Source organism: Paenibacillus sp. LHD-38 (genome assembly GCF_031157315.1).
GTDB lineage: Bacteria > Bacillota > Bacilli > Paenibacillales > Paenibacillaceae > Pristimantibacillus.
Genome location: NZ_JAVIFU010000006.1, coordinates 107,340 through 123,430, shown reverse-complemented (window position 1 = coordinate 123,430; position 16,091 = coordinate 107,340). Strand labels below are relative to the sequence as shown.

The window sequence follows — 16,091 nt, the reverse complement described above, 5'->3', positions numbered from 1 at the left end:
CTATCTTATTAGCCAAAATGCTTGTTATATTCGCCCTCCATGAAAGCGAATACCAGCAATACGACAGCCCTTAGGTTTATTTGTTCCGATCCTTTAGGATTTGCGAACCAATCGCGCCTATGATTAAAATAATAAACGAAATGACATTGTAATCCTTAAAAAACGTCGTAAACGGAATCTCCATAAATTTGAGCACTGCCGTAACAATTCGTCCAACTAACAGCAGGAGGCCAATGACGACCATCCAATTAAATATTTTCTCTAATGTTTGCATCCTATTCTCCTCTTCTTGTCCATACTTCTATTACAGAGCCGCTTTTAGTACGATTCTTATGAGTTCATGACTATAGGTTTCTAAATCTACCGGTTGTGTATGAGCCGGGCTGACCGACATGAATTCCCCTATTGCTCCTTGAATCATTTTCGCCATGACGTTAATATTAAACGCGCTAAATTGTCCGACAGCCTGACCTTCGCGCAAAATAGAATGAAGCTCATTCAGCAGCGCATCATCGTCTTCGTCATCATTCCATTTATAATACGGTATATTTTCAGGTGTTCTGGCATTAAAAATGATTTCCAGCAGCGCTGCGTTACGGCTGGGATGAGTGCCTTGGTAAGCCAAGCTGGCTTCAATAAAGACGCTTAATTTCTCCCTCGGCGTGTTTACGAGCCGGACCTTAGCCATAATAGACGAGGTGGAGTCTTCCATCAATTTCATGAGAAGCTGATTCATCAGATCGCTTTTATCCGAAAAATGATACGAAATTAACGCCGTGCTGATCCCTGCTCTTTTCGCGATTTCTGACAAGCTTGCTTTCACGTATCCGATTTCATCAAGCGTTTGAATGGCAGCCTCAATGATTTGCTCACGTCTTGCTCCCGCTATGAATGACTGCTTGCCTTGTGCTGCCGGCTTGATCTCCCTCATAAAATAACTCCTCATCCACCAAAGTTGATCGCCCAATCATTTTATTGATCGTTTAATCAGACTTTATCACAATCCATTCTTTTGGGTCAATTCCATCAGGCTGCCGCAAACGGATTATCCGCATTGCCAGGGCGGAAGAACAAAAATGTAAAGTTTTATAATATTCCTTGACAGGTATATTCCTCGTCGAGTATATTCTAATCATAAACACGGCAAACAAATCAATACAGTGAAAATACGCAAACCTACATTCAAGGAGGAATATCGATGCCGAACAAAATGATGACCAAAGTAGAGGGACAAGAACTTATTCTGGAGCGTGTTTTTGATGCTCCGCGCGAACTCGTTTTCAAAGCTTTCTCAGAGGCTGAGCATCTTAAGCAGTGGTGGGGTCCTCGCGGCTGGGAGGTTACCGTCTGCAATGTTGATTTTCGACCAGGCGGCGTCTGGCACTATTGCATGAAATGTATGGATAAGAACCAAGGCGATTTTTACGGATTTGAATCATGGGGCAAAGCGGTTTATGAGGAAATCGTAAAGGGTGAGAAAATCATTTATGTTGATTATTTCTCCGATGCCGAAGGCAATGAAACGGATGGCATGCCCTCCTGCCACGTTACGATGACTTTTGAAGAGCATGAAGGCAAGACGAAGCTGGTCAACCGTGCTCGCTATGCTTCGGAAGAAGCGCTCAAATCCGTCATGGAGATGGGAATGGAGCAAGGCATCACCGAAACCTGGGATCGTCTGGCCGAGCATCTGCAATCCGTTCAATAACATCCGCAAGGCCGTTCGGCATTCAGCCGGCGGCCTTTTTTTTGAATGGAAATGATAGAGCACGCCAGTCAAATCAACTTGTTTGACTCTCCCCTTTCCCTCTAGACCTGCAGTTGCTCCATCCATACATCCTTGAAATCATCCAGCCCAAGGAATTGAGGCTAATTACTCCCCTCACGGAAGGATGCAAAAAAGTATTAAGCTTGCGGTGATAGAGGAAAATGACGGAAGCCTCATCTCGGAGCTGCTCCTCTATCTCACGAAGCGTCTGACGCCGCTGCTCCTCTCTATCTGCTTCCAGCGCCGCATCAATATGTCCGCGAATCCAGTCCAGACGGCCCGGGTCCAAATACAATTCAAACATGGACGCCGCGTGTAATAAAAAGCCGAAAAAACGATTTACGCGAGTATACACTTTCTGTCCTCTTTTGAACACTGCATCTTCCATCGTCCACTAATCGAGATAAGCATGAACCATGCTCAAGTTGATTTCTCATTTTTCAGGAGAGATTATTTCGAAAGTCAGAACTATTTATTTTATTCATAAAATGGTTAGGGACTGTACGTGTTTGGACATAATTACGGCCGTGGAGGTGAAATCATTTACGGTGAATTCGGATTGAAAGCTCCGGCAGAAGCGCAAAAAGAAGCCATCGACAGCGGAACGGGCTGGACTTCCATCTCTCTGGAGAAGCTTCCCGAATTCTCTGGGGACATCATCTCTTGTCCATGGTCAGGTGATTCCAGTGACCCGAAAATCGTATAAGATAACGCAATATGGAATGGCCTGCCTGCGGTTGAAGCAGGAAACGTCTTCCAGTTGAACACGAAAGCTGAGATACGTACAATGATCCGATCTCATTGGAAGCACAGCTGGATTTCATAACGGAAAGCCTGCTGTCCGTGAAATAAAATTAAAATAAATAGAAGCTCTAACTATTAAACCGCTGCCCACAGTCTGACACTTGAAAAAGGTGTTAAGGCTGTGGGTTCTTTTATGAATACTAACGTGAAAACGTATAATAAATAGCTCAAGACACTCGGCATCGAGCTTCCTTCTGCCATTTTGAAATGGTCGAAAGTAACCGGAGACGCTGCGGTGACTGTCCGTTCGAACGGCGAGGTATCCATTCCGAATCATTCAGCTAACGGCACCGCGGTGATTCGGGCATCGCTGGTCAATCCTTACGGCGGGAAGGCAAAGGTCATATTCCAGAAGGAAGTGACACTAGTCAACGGCGGCGGTGTACTTTAAGCGTCCGCCAGCTTAATGGCTGTCATTGATGATGATTTGCTTATAAAACGCTGAAGGCGGCACCCTCCATTTGGGTGCCGCCTCAACAGTGACCATTCTCTCTCTTTAATGCCCGATCCTTTTCATTTAATCGCGGACATTCATAACAATAGTCAAATTCCGAATTCAAGCGATAGGCAAGGCAGCAAGCTGTTTTCAATCGTTTTTTTTGCTCAGGGATAGTCGGATGTTCAATGTATCGTAGTTTAATATCAAACGGATTTTTACGGAGTCCGAACGCGCTGGCATCGATTCCCCATTTCAACATTTGAAATGGATAATCGATCATCTTCCTGCTCTTCTCATCCGAAGCCTCGCCCAACTCTTCTTCCATTTGACTATACAACGCATTAACAATTTGTCCCCATAAAGGAATGGCACTCATTTGGACTAGTCGGGATAATGTTACGATCAAGGGCGTTATGTGTTCCCTATAAAATGAATCGAGCGCTTTCTTGCGCCAAGCGTCGCCGCCCGTTATCGGAATTTCCCTGAAACGCGGTTCATTGATTTTAAATGAAAAAAGGGGATAGTGGTCACCTGCATATAATTGAACGGATACATTAGATAATGATAAATCCAGAAGCAATTCATCGCCGCGAAACAACATGTGCTGCATCGCACTGCATATCCCCGCATACCAACTCATAAAAAACGCTGCCGCAGCGGATCGTTCTTCTGTTTTAATGAGCAGGCCGTACGTATCGATCAATCGCATCAAATTTTCTTCTATTAATAGATCCGATGCAGGCAACGTAAGCACGATGTTTTCCGGCTCATACAAAGTCAGGAAAAACTTCTCTTCCAGCTGTCGAAGGTCAATCGTGCCCACTGCATACCCTCCCCTTATTTTTGTTTATTCTCAAAAGCATGAACGACTTCATCAATCGCATGGCTATCTGCCAAAGGAGACATGCCCAGGCTAAACCATTCCTTGCCTCCCATAATGTAGACCTGATTTTCCTTTACCGCCGTCATGTTTTTCCACAATGAGCTATCCAGCATTTGCTTATACCTGCTCTGGACTTCTTCGCTGGTCTCATCATCTAGCTGCAGGATGATATGGTCAGGATTATATTCCGGTATTTTTTCCAAGGAAATAGAAAGGCTTGGCTCGTTCTGAGGAAACTCTTTAATTGGTTTCAAGCCTAACTCCTTATGGATGAAAGTGCCCCTGTCGATATTTTCACCGTAAATAACGATTTCTTTGGCCATAATCATCATATACATGACTGTCTCGTCTCCAACAAGGGTGTCGAGCTTCTTCTTGGCTTCTTCTTTTTCCGCTTCTAAATCCTGAATGACCTTTTCTGCCTGATCTTTCTTACCGAGAACCTCGCCAATATCCCGCAATTCATCGCGCCAATTATCACGCTGCGGCAATAGCACGGTTGGCGCGATTTTGGACAGCTGATCGTAATCTTTATCGGACCACCAAGTCGGGGCAATAATTAAATCCGGCTCTGAGGCTAGAATCGCTTCAAAATCAGGCGTTTGCGCAATCCCCATCTTCATCGTATCTTTAAACGGTTCCTTTAGATAGGATGGGAAATCCTGATGATAGTTTTGTACCGCAATGGGCGTAACGCCAAGCGCATATAAAAACTCCGGGTAGACGACAGAAAGCCCAATGACCCTTTGGGGCTCAGTTGGAATGCTGATATCTCCTTTCAAGCTTGTTATCACACGCATTTTATCGGATACTCCCGCATTCGTCTTACCAGAATTCCCAGCAGCATTGCTGTTCTTATTCAACTCGGTATTATTAGCCGCACAGGCAGTACTTAACATGACTAACAATACGATAATTAATCCCGCAAACAATCTTCCATTACGCTTCATTCTCCGATGATCCTCCTGAAAATCTAATTTATTAATGATAATCGCTTATTAAAATTGATTATCATTATCACATATGAGGAGTATAGATGAATTTTCAATTTTAGAATATCGACGATAACGACATTTTTTTATGCACGATTACGCCAAAGCTTCAGCGCTTCATCCAGCATAAGATCATGGGTGAATGCCGTATACTCTACCCATGGATACGACGGGAGGAAATCCACACGGCTGTTCTTTACGGCTTTCAGACCGCGCCATAGCTCAGAGTTCATGAGAGTTCTCCAACTTGATTGCGATAGTGCGTCCTCGTCCACGATGAGCAAAAACCGATCCGCATCAAAATCCGCCAGCTGATCCGGTGTCACCTGCTGATCCATTATCATCCGATCGACGCCACGAGCGGGCACAACATGCAGATCGTCATAAAAAACCGTACCTATGCTCCTGCTGCCCAATACGTGATAGCGATCACCTGTAATTCTCAGAATAAGGAGACTTTCATCCTTGAAAGCATGTTTAATCTGCTCTCTAACAAAAAGGGCTTTTCGATCATACTTTTCAAGCCAGACTTCCGATGCTGCTGACTTACCCAGAAACTGTGCAATCAAACGCAAATGCGTACGCCAATCGTTCTCCAACCAAGGTACAAAAAACGCGGGTGCGATTTCCTTGAGCATGGCCTGTTCCTCGGCAGGTACAAGGATGTCGATAGCAATAATGAAATCAGGCTCGGCAAGCCGAATTTCTTCTCTCTTTATCGATTGATTTGAACTTAGCGGGAGCACTGAATCCATTTGATACTTTCGCTTGTAATAATCAGTCCAGGGATGATCGGCTGGTGCTGCAAAAGGATTTATTTGAAGCGTAATCAGTTGTCCAATGTTAGGGAAATGGTAAGCGACTATTTTTTGCCTGCTGATCTTCATAAATGCCGCTGGAGGCATACCCGATACCTGTTTGAATTTGCGCCGAAAATAAATATCGTCATGGTAACCTACATGCCGTGCAATATCCCGGAGACGATTTTGCCCGCTCGTCCGCATCAACTGCTGCGCCTCTTTAATCCGAAAGAAGGCCAAATAGTCGATCGCGCTGCAACCATATCTTTTTTTAAACAATCGCATAAAATGACGGGTACTAATCCCCGCCACCTTAGCCAAATGATCAATTGTCAGCTCTTGCTGATAATGCTGTTCGATATAGCCTTTCACGTATTCCAGTGCCGCTTCCGAATCGTTTCCTTTTACAAGAAGAGCATCTTGCAGGATGGTATGCAGCACTTCTTGAAAGAGGATTTGACCGCGGAATCGTTTTAATCGATCCTCGTCCTGCAAACATTGGCAAATGGATTTGCACAAAGTGTTAAAGGAAACCAGAGACGAGACGGTAACTTCCCCCTTAACCGGGAACTTGCTATTCCGCTTAATAATCCGCATCGAATCGATTGACGATCCGTCATCCTCAATAATATCGAATCGCATATGATAAAACCCGCGTTCATCAAACGAGTGCGCGGCTGCTTCGATGAGCTGACCGGGCGTACAAACATAAACGCCGCCTTGCCGCATCTCGGTGAATTGCCCGTCAATAGTAAGCCATCCTCGACCGCTTGACGCTACAAAAATCATGTGTGACTGGACAAACTGAAGCCTTAATTTCCATTCACTCGAAAGGCTCTTGATATGTTCAATTTCCCGAAGCTTGAATAACATGCCTTCGAGTGAGGCATATTCGTTATGTTTAATGTTCTTTTCGATATCAACCAAGCAAACTCACCTCCCAAGACATATTTTAATATGAAACTAATAATCATGATACGCAAAAAAGAGCCTGCCTCCATTCGGAACATGCTCTTTCTTTCATTAAGTAACAGGCCTCATCGCCTAATTAAATCATTAAATCCAATTCACTTTTTTAAAAATCTCAATCGCCTTTTGCCGGTAGTCTTCTAAATCTGCGAAATCGAGCTGCTGCGACTTAAAAGCCCCCCAGGATTTGATAGGCTCTGCTGCTTCGGCCTCTTCATTAACCGGGAATTCGTAACTCCCCTGCACCAATTGCGTTTGGCCTTCCTTACTCGTCATATACTCAACCAGCTTTAATGCATTTTCTCTGTTTTTCGAATAACGAACCAGCCCAATTCCGCTTATGTTGAGATGCGTCCCCGTCGTCTCCTGATTGGGGAAGAACACACCCAAGCCTTCCGCTACCCGGGATTCTTCCGAATCTTTAGAAGCGGCAAGCTGCCCGACATAATACGTATTCATGATCGCCACATCACCAATGCCATAAGCAATGGCCTTGGCTTGATCACGATCCCCGCCTTCTGGAACACGCGCGAAATTGTTCACGATCCCTCTGGCCCACTGTTCCGCTTGCTCTTCTCCGTTAATAGAAATAAACGAAGCAAGCAATGACTGATTATATAGATTGGAGTAAGATCTAACCAGCACTCTGCCTTTCCACTTATCGTCGGTCAAGCTTTCATAAGTCGATAACTCCTCCGGCTTAACCCTATCCTTCGCATATACGATTACCCGTGCACGCGTAGCAATGCCAATCCAATAACCATCCGGATCACGCCATTTGGCCGGAACCTGGCGGTCAACGACCTCAGAACTTAGAGGCTGCAGTACATTCTCTCGCTTGGCATAGTTTAATACGCCTCCGTCCACGGTAAAGAACAGATCCGCCTTGGAATCCTCTCCATCCTGCTTTAGCCGCGCGACCAATTCCTCCGCCGTGCCTTTGATCTCATTGACCTTTATCCCCGTGTGCTTCGTAAAGGCTTCGAATAGGATGGAATCGGCTTCATAATGCCTAGCTGTATATACCGTCACATCGCCGTTTTTCATGTCTGTATCGCCAGTATCTTGTATAGCTGTAACCGTTGGCTCGGAATGATTTTGAGGTTCACCGCTACTTCCTCCAAGCCCGCATGCCGTACAGACTATAGAAAGAAATAAAATGATCGACAACTTTTTCAACCTTCTTCCTCCTCCATCATTTACCGTACCCGGTTTCTATTCGTGAAATAAACATGGCAAGCCGATGGTTACCGTTGTGCCGGAAAGCTCCTCGGAACGGATGGCAAGCGTGCCCTGATAACGATCAATCAATCTCTTGGCAATTGCAAGACCTAACCCATTGCCGCCCTGATCACGGCTTCTTGCTTTATCTACCCGATAGAACCTGTCCGTAACGTACGGTAAATCTTCCGCAGGAATTCCCATGCCGTAATCGATGATTTCAATATGGACCTGTTTCTCACTCACGTAGGCTTTGACGGATAGCACTTTTTGATGTAGTGAGTATTTAATGGCATTATCCAAAATAATGAGTAGAATTTGCTCCAGATGTTCGTTGGAAATCTTCAAACTCGTAACGTCAATCCGTTCTAAATCGGTTTCCAGAGAGAAATCAGGATGAATCAAAGCAAACCGATCTATTATTCTTTCGATTGCTTTCGAAGGGTTCTTCAACAATGATTCGAGGACATGCGTGTTTTGCTCCGCCCGAGATAAGGCAAGCAATTCCAAGACAAGCCCCTTTAACCGTGCAAACTCGTGAAGAGAAGCATCAAGCGAATCGCTTAGAATAACGGGGTCTTCCTTCCCCCATCTTCGAAGCAGAGACAGATGGCCTTCGATGATGGCCACCGGCGTTCTAAGCTCATGGGAAGCATCCTCGACAAATCTGCTTTGCTGATGGAACGATTCTTCCACCTGATCCATCATGTCGTTAAACATGATCATTAAAGTTGATATTTCATCGCCATTTAATGCAGGCCGCATTCTTTCCTGCATCCCTTTGTTACTAATGTCTCTAATCGTCTGAGCCATTGCCTGCAGCGGCTTGAGCACATTACGCGTGAGCAGCCAACCGACCAAAATACTTAATACGACCGCACCCAAAGTGAAATAAAACATAACCTGTGAAATCGTCTTTCTCATTTCCTCGAATTGGGCCAGGCTTTTGACAATTTCGACTGATCCGGAAAACTCGAAAATGGTGATCGGACTTTGCATGATTAACTGGGAATAACCGCCCTGCCTGTAAATACCGATTTCTTGCGGTGGGATCGATTGGTGCTCCAACCGATCGTCCGGCACATTATCGTTTATTGTTATAAGAGGAATATTATCGGTTCCAATGATACGGATCCGTTGATCGTCTCGGTTGATTTTGTCCAAATACTGTCTTATTTTCGTTAAATTCTCTTGCTTAAACTCCACTTCCTGTTCCAGAAAATAGTTCAAAATTTCATTCATGCTGTGCTGTACGTTCTTTTTCTCGCGGTGAATGATCCATTTCTCCATAATCACGTACTGCAGCGTGTTATATCCGGCGAACAGCACCATGATTAACACGGTTGACCATAAAGTCAGCTTGAACTTAATCGGCATTCGAAAGTAGAAGCCCGTCCATTTTTTCAAGCTCATTTTCTCATCACGTAACCAATGCCTCTCAAGGTTTGTATGTAGCTGGTTTCACCGGGATAATCAATCTTGCGGCGCAAATACCTGACGTACACGTCCACAACATTCGTATCAACCGCTACCTCAAACCCCCATACTTTATCAAGCAATGTCTCGCGGTCAAGCACCCGGTTTGTATTGCTTAAAAACACCGTGAGCAAATCATATTCCCGTTTGGTCAGGTCTATTGGCGAACCCGCTCGGGTAACCATTCTCCTATTCGGGTCTACAGTCAAATCAAGGTAAGCCAGGATGGGCAGCCGATCCTTATCCTGTTCCTTGTACGCTTCATGCTGCCTTCTGAAGACTACCCTCATCCGTGCCAGCAGCTCTTCAATGGCAAATGGTTTTGGCAAATAATCATCGGCTCCGCAATCCAATCCGTATACACGTTCAGATATGCTGTCTCTCGCACTTAGCATAATAATCGGGGTGTGTTTAAGAGAACGAACCCGCCGGCATATCTCGAGTCCATCGATCCCAGGCAGCATAATATCGAGGAGAATAATATCCCAATCTTCAGACATCGCAAAGTTCAGTCCTGTGTTGCCTTCAGAAGCAACGGTTACTGAGAAAGACTCGTACTGAAGCTCAAGCTCGATAAATCGCGACATATTTTTCTCGTCTTCAATCAGCAATACTTTTTTCATTACGCCTTTTCCTCCCGCAAGGCTAAAGCCATGTCCTAATGCTGACCGCGACATGATTATAGGGCTTATTTCCATTAATTGAAAATGATTATCATTATTATATATGAGTCTATTCTATTCGAAAAACGTACACCAATCAATCATTGTTTTTCATAAACTGTTCGTTTCTCGACCGCAGAGCGTGCATTAACCCTACATTTAAGCCTTTCTCATCCGCCTGATGCAAAATCGCGTTCAAATCCTTAGGGAGACACTTCCCCGAGAAACCGCGATTGTCCTCATATACGAAGGTATGGCTTCTGCCTATTCTCGGATCTTCCAGCCACACTTCCCTCAGTCTGGAGTAATCGACATCAAAGGCTTCGGCAATATCGTAAAACTCGTTGCAAAAAGCGACCTTCAATGCCAAATAGCAGTTTTCCATATATTTGGCCAGTTCCGCGGTACGGGCCTCCGTCAGAACAAATTTAACCTCTGCGTTACATACGCTTTGATAGGCTTTTACAGCCAAATTGACATCCCCTGCTGAACCTCCCAGCGTCAACCAACTTCTCGCATTGAGGTCAGCAAACGGATGCGCAGCCGTTTCTCCGTAATATTCGGGCTGGAAGACAATCCGCTTGCCCGTATCCCTAATCTGACTGTCGGTGAAACCAACAGGGATGGTAGAGCGAATAATAATAACCGAGGCTTCAAGCCACGAAAGAACTTCCTTCACTTGCGCTGTGTCGCAGCTGCCGTCCGGCGCTTCCGGCGTAGACACGCATATGAAAGCGGCATCGCAGCCGGTAAGCTCCTCCCTGCTTCCAATGCCTAAGGGACCGTCATAAACGACCGCATTCGAAAATTGCTTATACATCGCTTTACCGACATGGCCAAAACCTATAATTCCGATTTTCAACATGTTCACACTCCCTTTATCGACTCTGTAGACTGCATGTTTATGTAACGCTTTTTCTGTAAACCTAGCAGAATGAAAATAATCAGATAAAATGCCCAGTAAAGGACAAATTCTTCAACGGACGGGTTCTGTGTATAGCCGAGGAATGCTTTAAAGAAAATTCCGACTTGTCCGTTTATCAAAGGGCGTTCGCCGGTATCGCGAATATGCTGCGTTTCGTCCAGAGGATGCTCAGGCATGATAGCCGTAAGGTTATAGATCTCGCCAACCTCGCCGCCAGGCGTTTTGAAAACCGTGCCCATTATTCCAATATCCTGCATGATCCCGACAGCCTGTACAAGAAGCCCTCCTGCAATCATCATGAGGAATATGCTGGTGATCCGGAAAAAAGTTTTAAGCTGAATTCTTTTGGTACCTTTAAAAAACAAATAACCGACAACGAAGGCCAATATCAGGCCAAACAATGCTCCCCAGCTTTGAAGCGCCTGTTGAATATCTCCGCCGGTAATCGCAGCGAAGAAAAATACGGTCTCCACGCCTTCCCTTACAACGACCAGGAACGAATGGATGATCATATTCATCACCCCGCCGACGGTGAGAATTGCAGATATTTTATTCTCAACCTGTCCCTGTAAATTGCGGCTCTGCTGGCTCATGAATAAAACCATATGAGACAGGAGTACGCATGAGACGAGCATAATACCAATTTTCAAGTAATTTTGGCTGCCCATCGTTGCGAATCCGGTTAGCACCGTTTGGAACACCAGAGCAGTGCCATAACTTGCTGCCAACGCGAGGATAACGCCAACCCATACCCATTTGTTCCACTGTGTCTGGCCGATCCTCTTTAAATAGGTCATGATAACCCCAACAATCAAAATCGCTTCGAGCGCTTCGCGAAACGTAATTAAAAAGGACTGCAAATTCATCCTTAAGCCCCCACTCCATAAGATAAATATAATAGCGGAAGACACCTGCGTTTTAAGCGCAGGCGTCTCCCGTAAAGAGATTATGAATTATCTGAGAATAATGATTTCACCCTTATCATAAAAAACACCTTTTCCGAACAATTCAGCGACCGCACGCAGTGGAATAAATGAGCTGCCTTTGTCCACGACGACCGGCTGATCGAGTTTAAGCGTTTCGTTAAGTTTACCGTCTTGGATGATTTGATCAGAACCAAGCTTCAGTTCAGTTTTCTTGCCGTCTTTCACAATGCTAACCGTCTTCGTGCTATTGTCGTAGCTAACTTCTGCATTGATCGCATCCGCAATTAAGCGAACGGGAACCAGTGTGCGGGAAGTCTTCTTATTGATGAATGGAGCGCTGGCCGCCGTACGGGACTGCCCGTCAACTTTATACGTTTTTACATTGACTGAAATTTGAGTGCCGTCTTTGGCTGCAAGATACTTCAGCATCTTAAAGGAAGCTGTTTTTGCTTTCGCAAGATCCGACATGTCGATTGCTTCAGCGAACTGCTGCGCATGCGCCGCGGCTGCCGCATATTCTTCCTTCGTAAAGAATACTTCCTGCGTCGACAAGAACATATTCCCTTCCATTGCATAACCGCGTGCGCCTTGCAGATCACCGTCAGCTAATTTCGTATAGGCATTCGTTACGTATTCCGATACTTTACCAATCATCGTTCTTTGAAGCGCAGCCTGAATCTTATCTTTATCTACCTTACTAGCATCTCCAGATGCGAATACATTCAAAACGTAATTAGCATCCTCCACGCTTCCACCTCTTAAATAGGTGTATACAGGGAGGTAAAGGAAGTAGCCTTCCGTAACGGCAGCAGGCTGATCAGCAGCAGGCTTCGTCGGGATATTCGTCGCATAAGTAAAGGTTGCAAGTGCGTAGGTTTTAATAATGGTTTTATCCAAAACTTGACGGTGTACGTTGAAATCATTGGCGTCTTTTTCTGCAAGATCCGCTAGCAGCTGCTCGATCGTGCCTTTCAAAATACCGGTCATGTCCAGTCCATAAGTGCCATCGCGTTTGGTTACCGTGCTCTGAATAACTCCCTCATAAATTTGCACGACTTTGTAGAATTCAGTCGTAGCGGTATTAAAATCTTCTTTCGCCAATGCCGGTCTGACCTTGTTGCTGATCAAGTCACGCAGGCTGAAGTAGAAGTACCATTGAAGCCCTTTGTCTACGGCTTGCTTCGCTTGGGCCACGTTAAGCGTTCCTTTAATGGCATTGTCTAACACGAAAGAAATATTCTCATCGATCTTAGGATCGTCAGGCTTGATTGTTGCGTCAATGCGTTTAACATCCGTTTGGAACTGATTCACGTAAAATTGTTTAACCGCATTGAGATCCGTCTTGTCCGTGAATAAGGCTTTGATATCCGTAAAGGCTTTTATTTTTGCGGCGATATCCGCATCCTCCGTGATTTTGAATTTAGATTCTGCGCTGACAACGGAAGCCAGCATCAAGACGGAAGAAAATACCAAAGTCAAACTGAGTACTAAGGATAATAATTTACGCAATTTCATCTCTCCTAAAATTAGTTTTTTTTACATTAAGCCCTTTTTGCGAATAAACCATATGACACCAGCGCCAACGATAATTACCCCTGCGATAACGAATACCGTTACCAAGGAATTTGTTTTATCGGTTCGCTCCATCGGAGAATGCCCTTCTTCCTGCGCTGCTTGTTCAGATGCAGCAACCGCCCCATCAGAGGATATCGGCTCTTCTAACACTTGCTCCGATGCGTCCTCACTGCCAGATTCGGCGGATGTCGCTGTCTCACCCCCTGTCTCCTCGGTTACTGGCACCTCAGACGTTGGTTCTGCCTCAGGGCTAGCCGATGCCAATTCCTCCGGATCTGGACTTAGAGCCGTGCTAGGCGTTGGCGAAGCGGCTGCCTCTTCCTCTTGGGCGGGACTCGGCTTCACGCTCGGCGAAGGCTTAACGGCAGCAGTAGGCGCCTTGGTTGGAGAAGGCTTCTGCGTTGCTGCCGGTTCCTTGACGGACTTCTCCTCGTTTGGCTTCGCAACCGGCGGCTTGACATAAGCCTTGTAAGGAAACTGCGGTTTAACCTTCCCGTAAATAAAGTTTACCTTTTGTTTAAAGGTTTCCGGATCGACCTCCTTCTCCCCTACGCCGAACAAGCCGGGATTTCCGAGCGCTTCCAAGGCTTCTTCGAAAGCACCGTTGATGTCATCCGTACCAGATGACATATAGGGCGCTAACGTATCGAAGGTTGCCTTTGCTTTGGCCAGAAGCAGCTTGGCTCCGGCATAGTCACTTACATCCTTCAACGCATACGTGAAGCGGCGGTCCAAATTCATAACGAGAACGGCCTTGTAATTAGCCGTCAGAAGCTTGCTATCCTTCGCTTCAATGTTCTTGTCCAGCGTGACCGCAACGGATTCGCCAAAATGCGATTTGATCTCCGAACGTCTTACTTTGTGAGTCTCTTCGACCACTTTCCAATCCGGCTTATTCCCGCTTGCTGCACCGACAATGATCTTAAAAGTCTCGGCAACATCCTCCGTATTCGCATCCCCATAGGAGTACGCCGATACCTGAGCTGGAGATAGCCATAATAATAAGGCAACCACCGCCAGCCCGCTTCGAAACCATCTTGACACTTGAACACACTCCTTCTGCCTTACTCTTTTTCCATTTGGAGCTCATTTGATCCAATCCATTCGTAAAGGGTAATCCGGGAATAGACCGGGTCAAATAAATCATCTGACACAAATTTTGCAACGGGGATTACCTGTGATCCCGCATTGGCATTTTGCTGCAAAAAACCATTTAGCACATGATCCGTCAAAAATATCCGCTGCCTAGCCCCCGTCTGCGATAAGGAATGAAAGTAATCGAATGTCAAAATTTTTCGATGCTCATATCCGGCCTTTAAATAGCGGAGTACCCGGGTTTCTTCCCATGTGTACAGAACGAACGGTTGGTTCAAAGCTTCCATATAGTCGTTCAATTGATATACAGCAGGCTTTTGCTCGGCTTGAAGCTTTAGCAATTGAGCTCCTACTGCGATTTGAACGGCAATAACGGCAGCTAAGGCAAGATAGATTGCTGCTGCTGTCTTATCCCACTTCCACCGGCGGATATCTCCCGAAGCTCTGTTTAATAATGCTGCTGTTTTTAATGCTGCAGCATAAAGGACCAGAAGCATTGGACCAGCAATGGGCGCAATATGGCGAGGCTTTTCAATATTTTGGCCCAATAAAACCCATACTCCATATGCTGCCAGGCAAACCCACAGCCATTTGCCGAATTTCCTATCCGCAGTAGCATCCCGTATGTAGCCTCTTAGCCTCCACATCCCAAAGCCCATCAAAGCTAAAAGCAGTAAATAAAGCACAGCCAGTGCTGACGAACGGCTAAACCATACGTCGCGAATCAGGTGATCGGCGATTAGCGTTACAAAGCGCGTGCCGAGGGGTACCTTCGAGTCTGCGACCCCGCCACCCCATTCGGAGAAATGTCCAGAGACAAATGCTAGGGACAGCTTCCAGAAACCTTGCAGCGTACCTTCGGACTGGATTAGGCCGCCAATCCAAATGAGCTGCGCGCCTCCAGCGGCTGCAATTGCCATAACCAATCTTCGAAGCCTATTGCGGCTGTCCGTAAGACTCGTAAATTGGAAAACAAGCAGCAGTACCAAGGCAATGCCAAAAGGGAAGTAGGATAATCGAATCCCCATTAGAACGCTAAACAATAGTAACGCGGTCCCCAGGCGAGCGTTGGATTTAGGACGGTCCGCAGCCCATCGGACACTCCAAAGATACCACCAGAGCACGGCGATGCCCGCGCATTCGGACATGGGCCGTGAGCCCATAAGCCATAAATAAGGCAAAGATTGAACGCCCACCGCTGCCCATACTGCGGGAACCAGCCCGATGTATCGCCTGGCTAACAACGTAATGGGAAACGCTGCGCTTAAGGCAAGCATCGCATTCCATATAATCAAGGATTGGACCGGGTCAGTCACCCACTCATGAACCAGCTTTGCTCCCGCAATAAAATACGGGTATCCCGGAAAATGGGGCTGCATGGCGAGCAGGTCGTACCGGTCCACCGCGAGCACAAAATCAACCTCATCCCATGAACGTACAAAGGTACTAGAGAAAAACAGATTGAAGCAGAAAATGAAGAGTAGGGCGATAATAGCAGCGCTTATCGATATACGGCGAACGAGCCGATGCAATATTCTCTGACCCCCTCTCGTTGC

The 16,091-nt window shown here is 46.0% G+C and carries 17 protein-coding genes; 3 read left to right on the top strand and 14 right to left on the bottom strand.

The window, feature by feature from the left end:
• Positions 1-76 precede the first annotated feature (76 nt).
• Positions 77-274 (bottom strand): hypothetical protein, encoded by a 198-nt coding sequence (locus RCO25_RS07290; RefSeq protein ID WP_308995480.1) that lies wholly within the window; start codon positions 272-274, stop codon positions 77-79.
• Between the two features lie 30 nt (positions 275-304).
• On the bottom strand, positions 305-931 hold the full coding sequence (locus RCO25_RS07285) for a TetR/AcrR family transcriptional regulator (RefSeq protein WP_308995479.1): 627 nt from the start codon (positions 929-931) through the stop codon (positions 305-307).
• Between the two features lie 267 nt (positions 932-1,198).
• Between RCO25_RS07285 and RCO25_RS07280 the strand changes: the two genes are divergently transcribed.
• Positions 1,199-1,708, top strand: a complete 510-nt coding sequence (locus RCO25_RS07280) for an SRPBCC domain-containing protein (protein ID WP_308995478.1) — start codon at positions 1,199-1,201, stop codon at positions 1,706-1,708.
• A 73-nt stretch (positions 1,709-1,781) separates the two neighbouring features.
• Here RCO25_RS07280 and RCO25_RS07275 read toward each other — a convergent pair whose 3' ends face one another.
• Positions 1,782-2,123, bottom strand: a complete 342-nt coding sequence (locus tag RCO25_RS07275; RefSeq protein WP_308995477.1) for a hypothetical protein — start codon at positions 2,121-2,123, stop codon at positions 1,782-1,784.
• Between the two features lie 150 nt (positions 2,124-2,273).
• On the opposite strand from RCO25_RS07275, the gene RCO25_RS07270 reads away from it, so the two are divergent.
• Both RCO25_RS07270 and RCO25_RS07265 read left to right on the top strand, forming a co-directional pair.
• Complete coding sequence (locus RCO25_RS07270) at positions 2,274-2,474, top strand: TroA family protein (RefSeq protein WP_308995476.1); 201 nt, start codon at positions 2,274-2,276, stop codon at positions 2,472-2,474.
• Between the two features lie 333 nt (positions 2,475-2,807).
• Positions 2,808-2,963, top strand: a complete 156-nt coding sequence (locus RCO25_RS07265) for a hypothetical protein (RefSeq protein ID WP_308995475.1) — start codon at positions 2,808-2,810, stop codon at positions 2,961-2,963.
• A gap of 82 nt (positions 2,964-3,045) precedes the next feature.
• On the opposite strand, the gene RCO25_RS07260 is transcribed toward RCO25_RS07265, so the two are convergent.
• From RCO25_RS07260 to RCO25_RS07210, 11 genes are all read right to left on the bottom strand, one after another.
• A complete protein-coding gene (locus tag RCO25_RS07260) occupies positions 3,046-3,834 on the bottom strand; it encodes a hypothetical protein (RefSeq protein ID WP_308995474.1) in 789 nt (262 codons plus the stop codon).
• 14 nt (positions 3,835-3,848) lie between these two features.
• On the bottom strand, positions 3,849-4,844 hold the full coding sequence (locus RCO25_RS07255; protein WP_308995473.1) for an ABC transporter substrate-binding protein: 996 nt from the start codon (positions 4,842-4,844) through the stop codon (positions 3,849-3,851).
• Positions 4,845-4,972: 128 nt separating this feature from the next.
• Positions 4,973-6,613: an AraC family transcriptional regulator gene (locus RCO25_RS07250; protein WP_308995472.1), complete on the bottom strand. Its 1,641-nt coding sequence runs from the start codon at positions 6,611-6,613 to the stop codon at positions 4,973-4,975.
• Between the two features lie 129 nt (positions 6,614-6,742).
• Positions 6,743-7,834, bottom strand: a complete 1,092-nt coding sequence (locus tag RCO25_RS07245; protein WP_308995471.1) for a Fe(3+) ABC transporter substrate-binding protein — start codon at positions 7,832-7,834, stop codon at positions 6,743-6,745.
• Positions 7,835-7,870: 36 nt separating this feature from the next.
• A complete protein-coding gene (locus tag RCO25_RS07240; protein WP_308995470.1) occupies positions 7,871-9,283 on the bottom strand; it encodes a HAMP domain-containing sensor histidine kinase in 1,413 nt (470 codons plus the stop codon).
• Between the two features lie 2 nt (positions 9,284-9,285).
• Entirely contained in the window at positions 9,286-9,975 is a 690-nt protein-coding gene (locus tag RCO25_RS07235) for a response regulator transcription factor (RefSeq protein ID WP_308995469.1), read from the bottom strand.
• Positions 9,976-10,111: 136 nt separating this feature from the next.
• Positions 10,112-10,879, bottom strand: a complete 768-nt coding sequence (locus tag RCO25_RS07230; RefSeq protein ID WP_308995468.1) for a Rossmann-fold NAD(P)-binding domain-containing protein — start codon at positions 10,877-10,879, stop codon at positions 10,112-10,114.
• Positions 10,880-10,881: 2 nt separating this feature from the next.
• Positions 10,882-11,805, bottom strand: a complete 924-nt coding sequence (locus tag RCO25_RS07225) for an FTR1 family iron permease (protein WP_308995467.1) — start codon at positions 11,803-11,805, stop codon at positions 10,882-10,884.
• An 87-nt stretch (positions 11,806-11,892) separates the two neighbouring features.
• A complete protein-coding gene (locus RCO25_RS07220) occupies positions 11,893-13,374 on the bottom strand; it encodes a stalk domain-containing protein (protein ID WP_308995466.1) in 1,482 nt (493 codons plus the stop codon).
• Positions 13,375-13,401: 27 nt separating this feature from the next.
• Entirely contained in the window at positions 13,402-14,484 is a 1,083-nt protein-coding gene (locus RCO25_RS07215) for a hypothetical protein (RefSeq protein WP_308995465.1), read from the bottom strand.
• A 20-nt stretch (positions 14,485-14,504) separates the two neighbouring features.
• Positions 14,505-16,067 carry a nucleoporin-interacting protein gene (locus tag RCO25_RS07210; protein ID WP_308995464.1) on the bottom strand — a complete coding sequence of 521 codons (1,563 nt, stop codon included), beginning with the start codon at positions 16,065-16,067 and terminating at the stop codon, positions 14,505-14,507.
• Positions 16,068-16,091: the final 24 nt, after the last annotated feature.

Coding starts and splice junctions, on each gene's coding strand:
- RCO25_RS07290 (WP_308995480.1), bottom strand. CDS start 274: ATGCAAACATTAGAGAAAATATTTAATTGGATGGTCGTCATTGGCCTC.
- RCO25_RS07285 (WP_308995479.1), bottom strand. CDS start 931: ATGAGGGAGATCAAGCCGGCAGCACAAGGCAAGCAGTCATTCATAGCG.
- RCO25_RS07280 (WP_308995478.1), top strand. CDS start 1,199: ATGCCGAACAAAATGATGACCAAAGTAGAGGGACAAGAACTTATTCTG.
- RCO25_RS07255 (WP_308995473.1), bottom strand. CDS start 4,844: ATGAAGCGTAATGGAAGATTGTTTGCGGGATTAATTATCGTATTGTTA.
- RCO25_RS07235 (WP_308995469.1), bottom strand. CDS start 9,975: ATGAAAAAAGTATTGCTGATTGAAGACGAGAAAAATATGTCGCGATTT.
- RCO25_RS07230 (WP_308995468.1), bottom strand. CDS start 10,879: ATGTTGAAAATCGGAATTATAGGTTTTGGCCATGTCGGTAAAGCGATG.
- RCO25_RS07225 (WP_308995467.1), bottom strand. CDS start 11,805: ATGAATTTGCAGTCCTTTTTAATTACGTTTCGCGAAGCGCTCGAAGCG.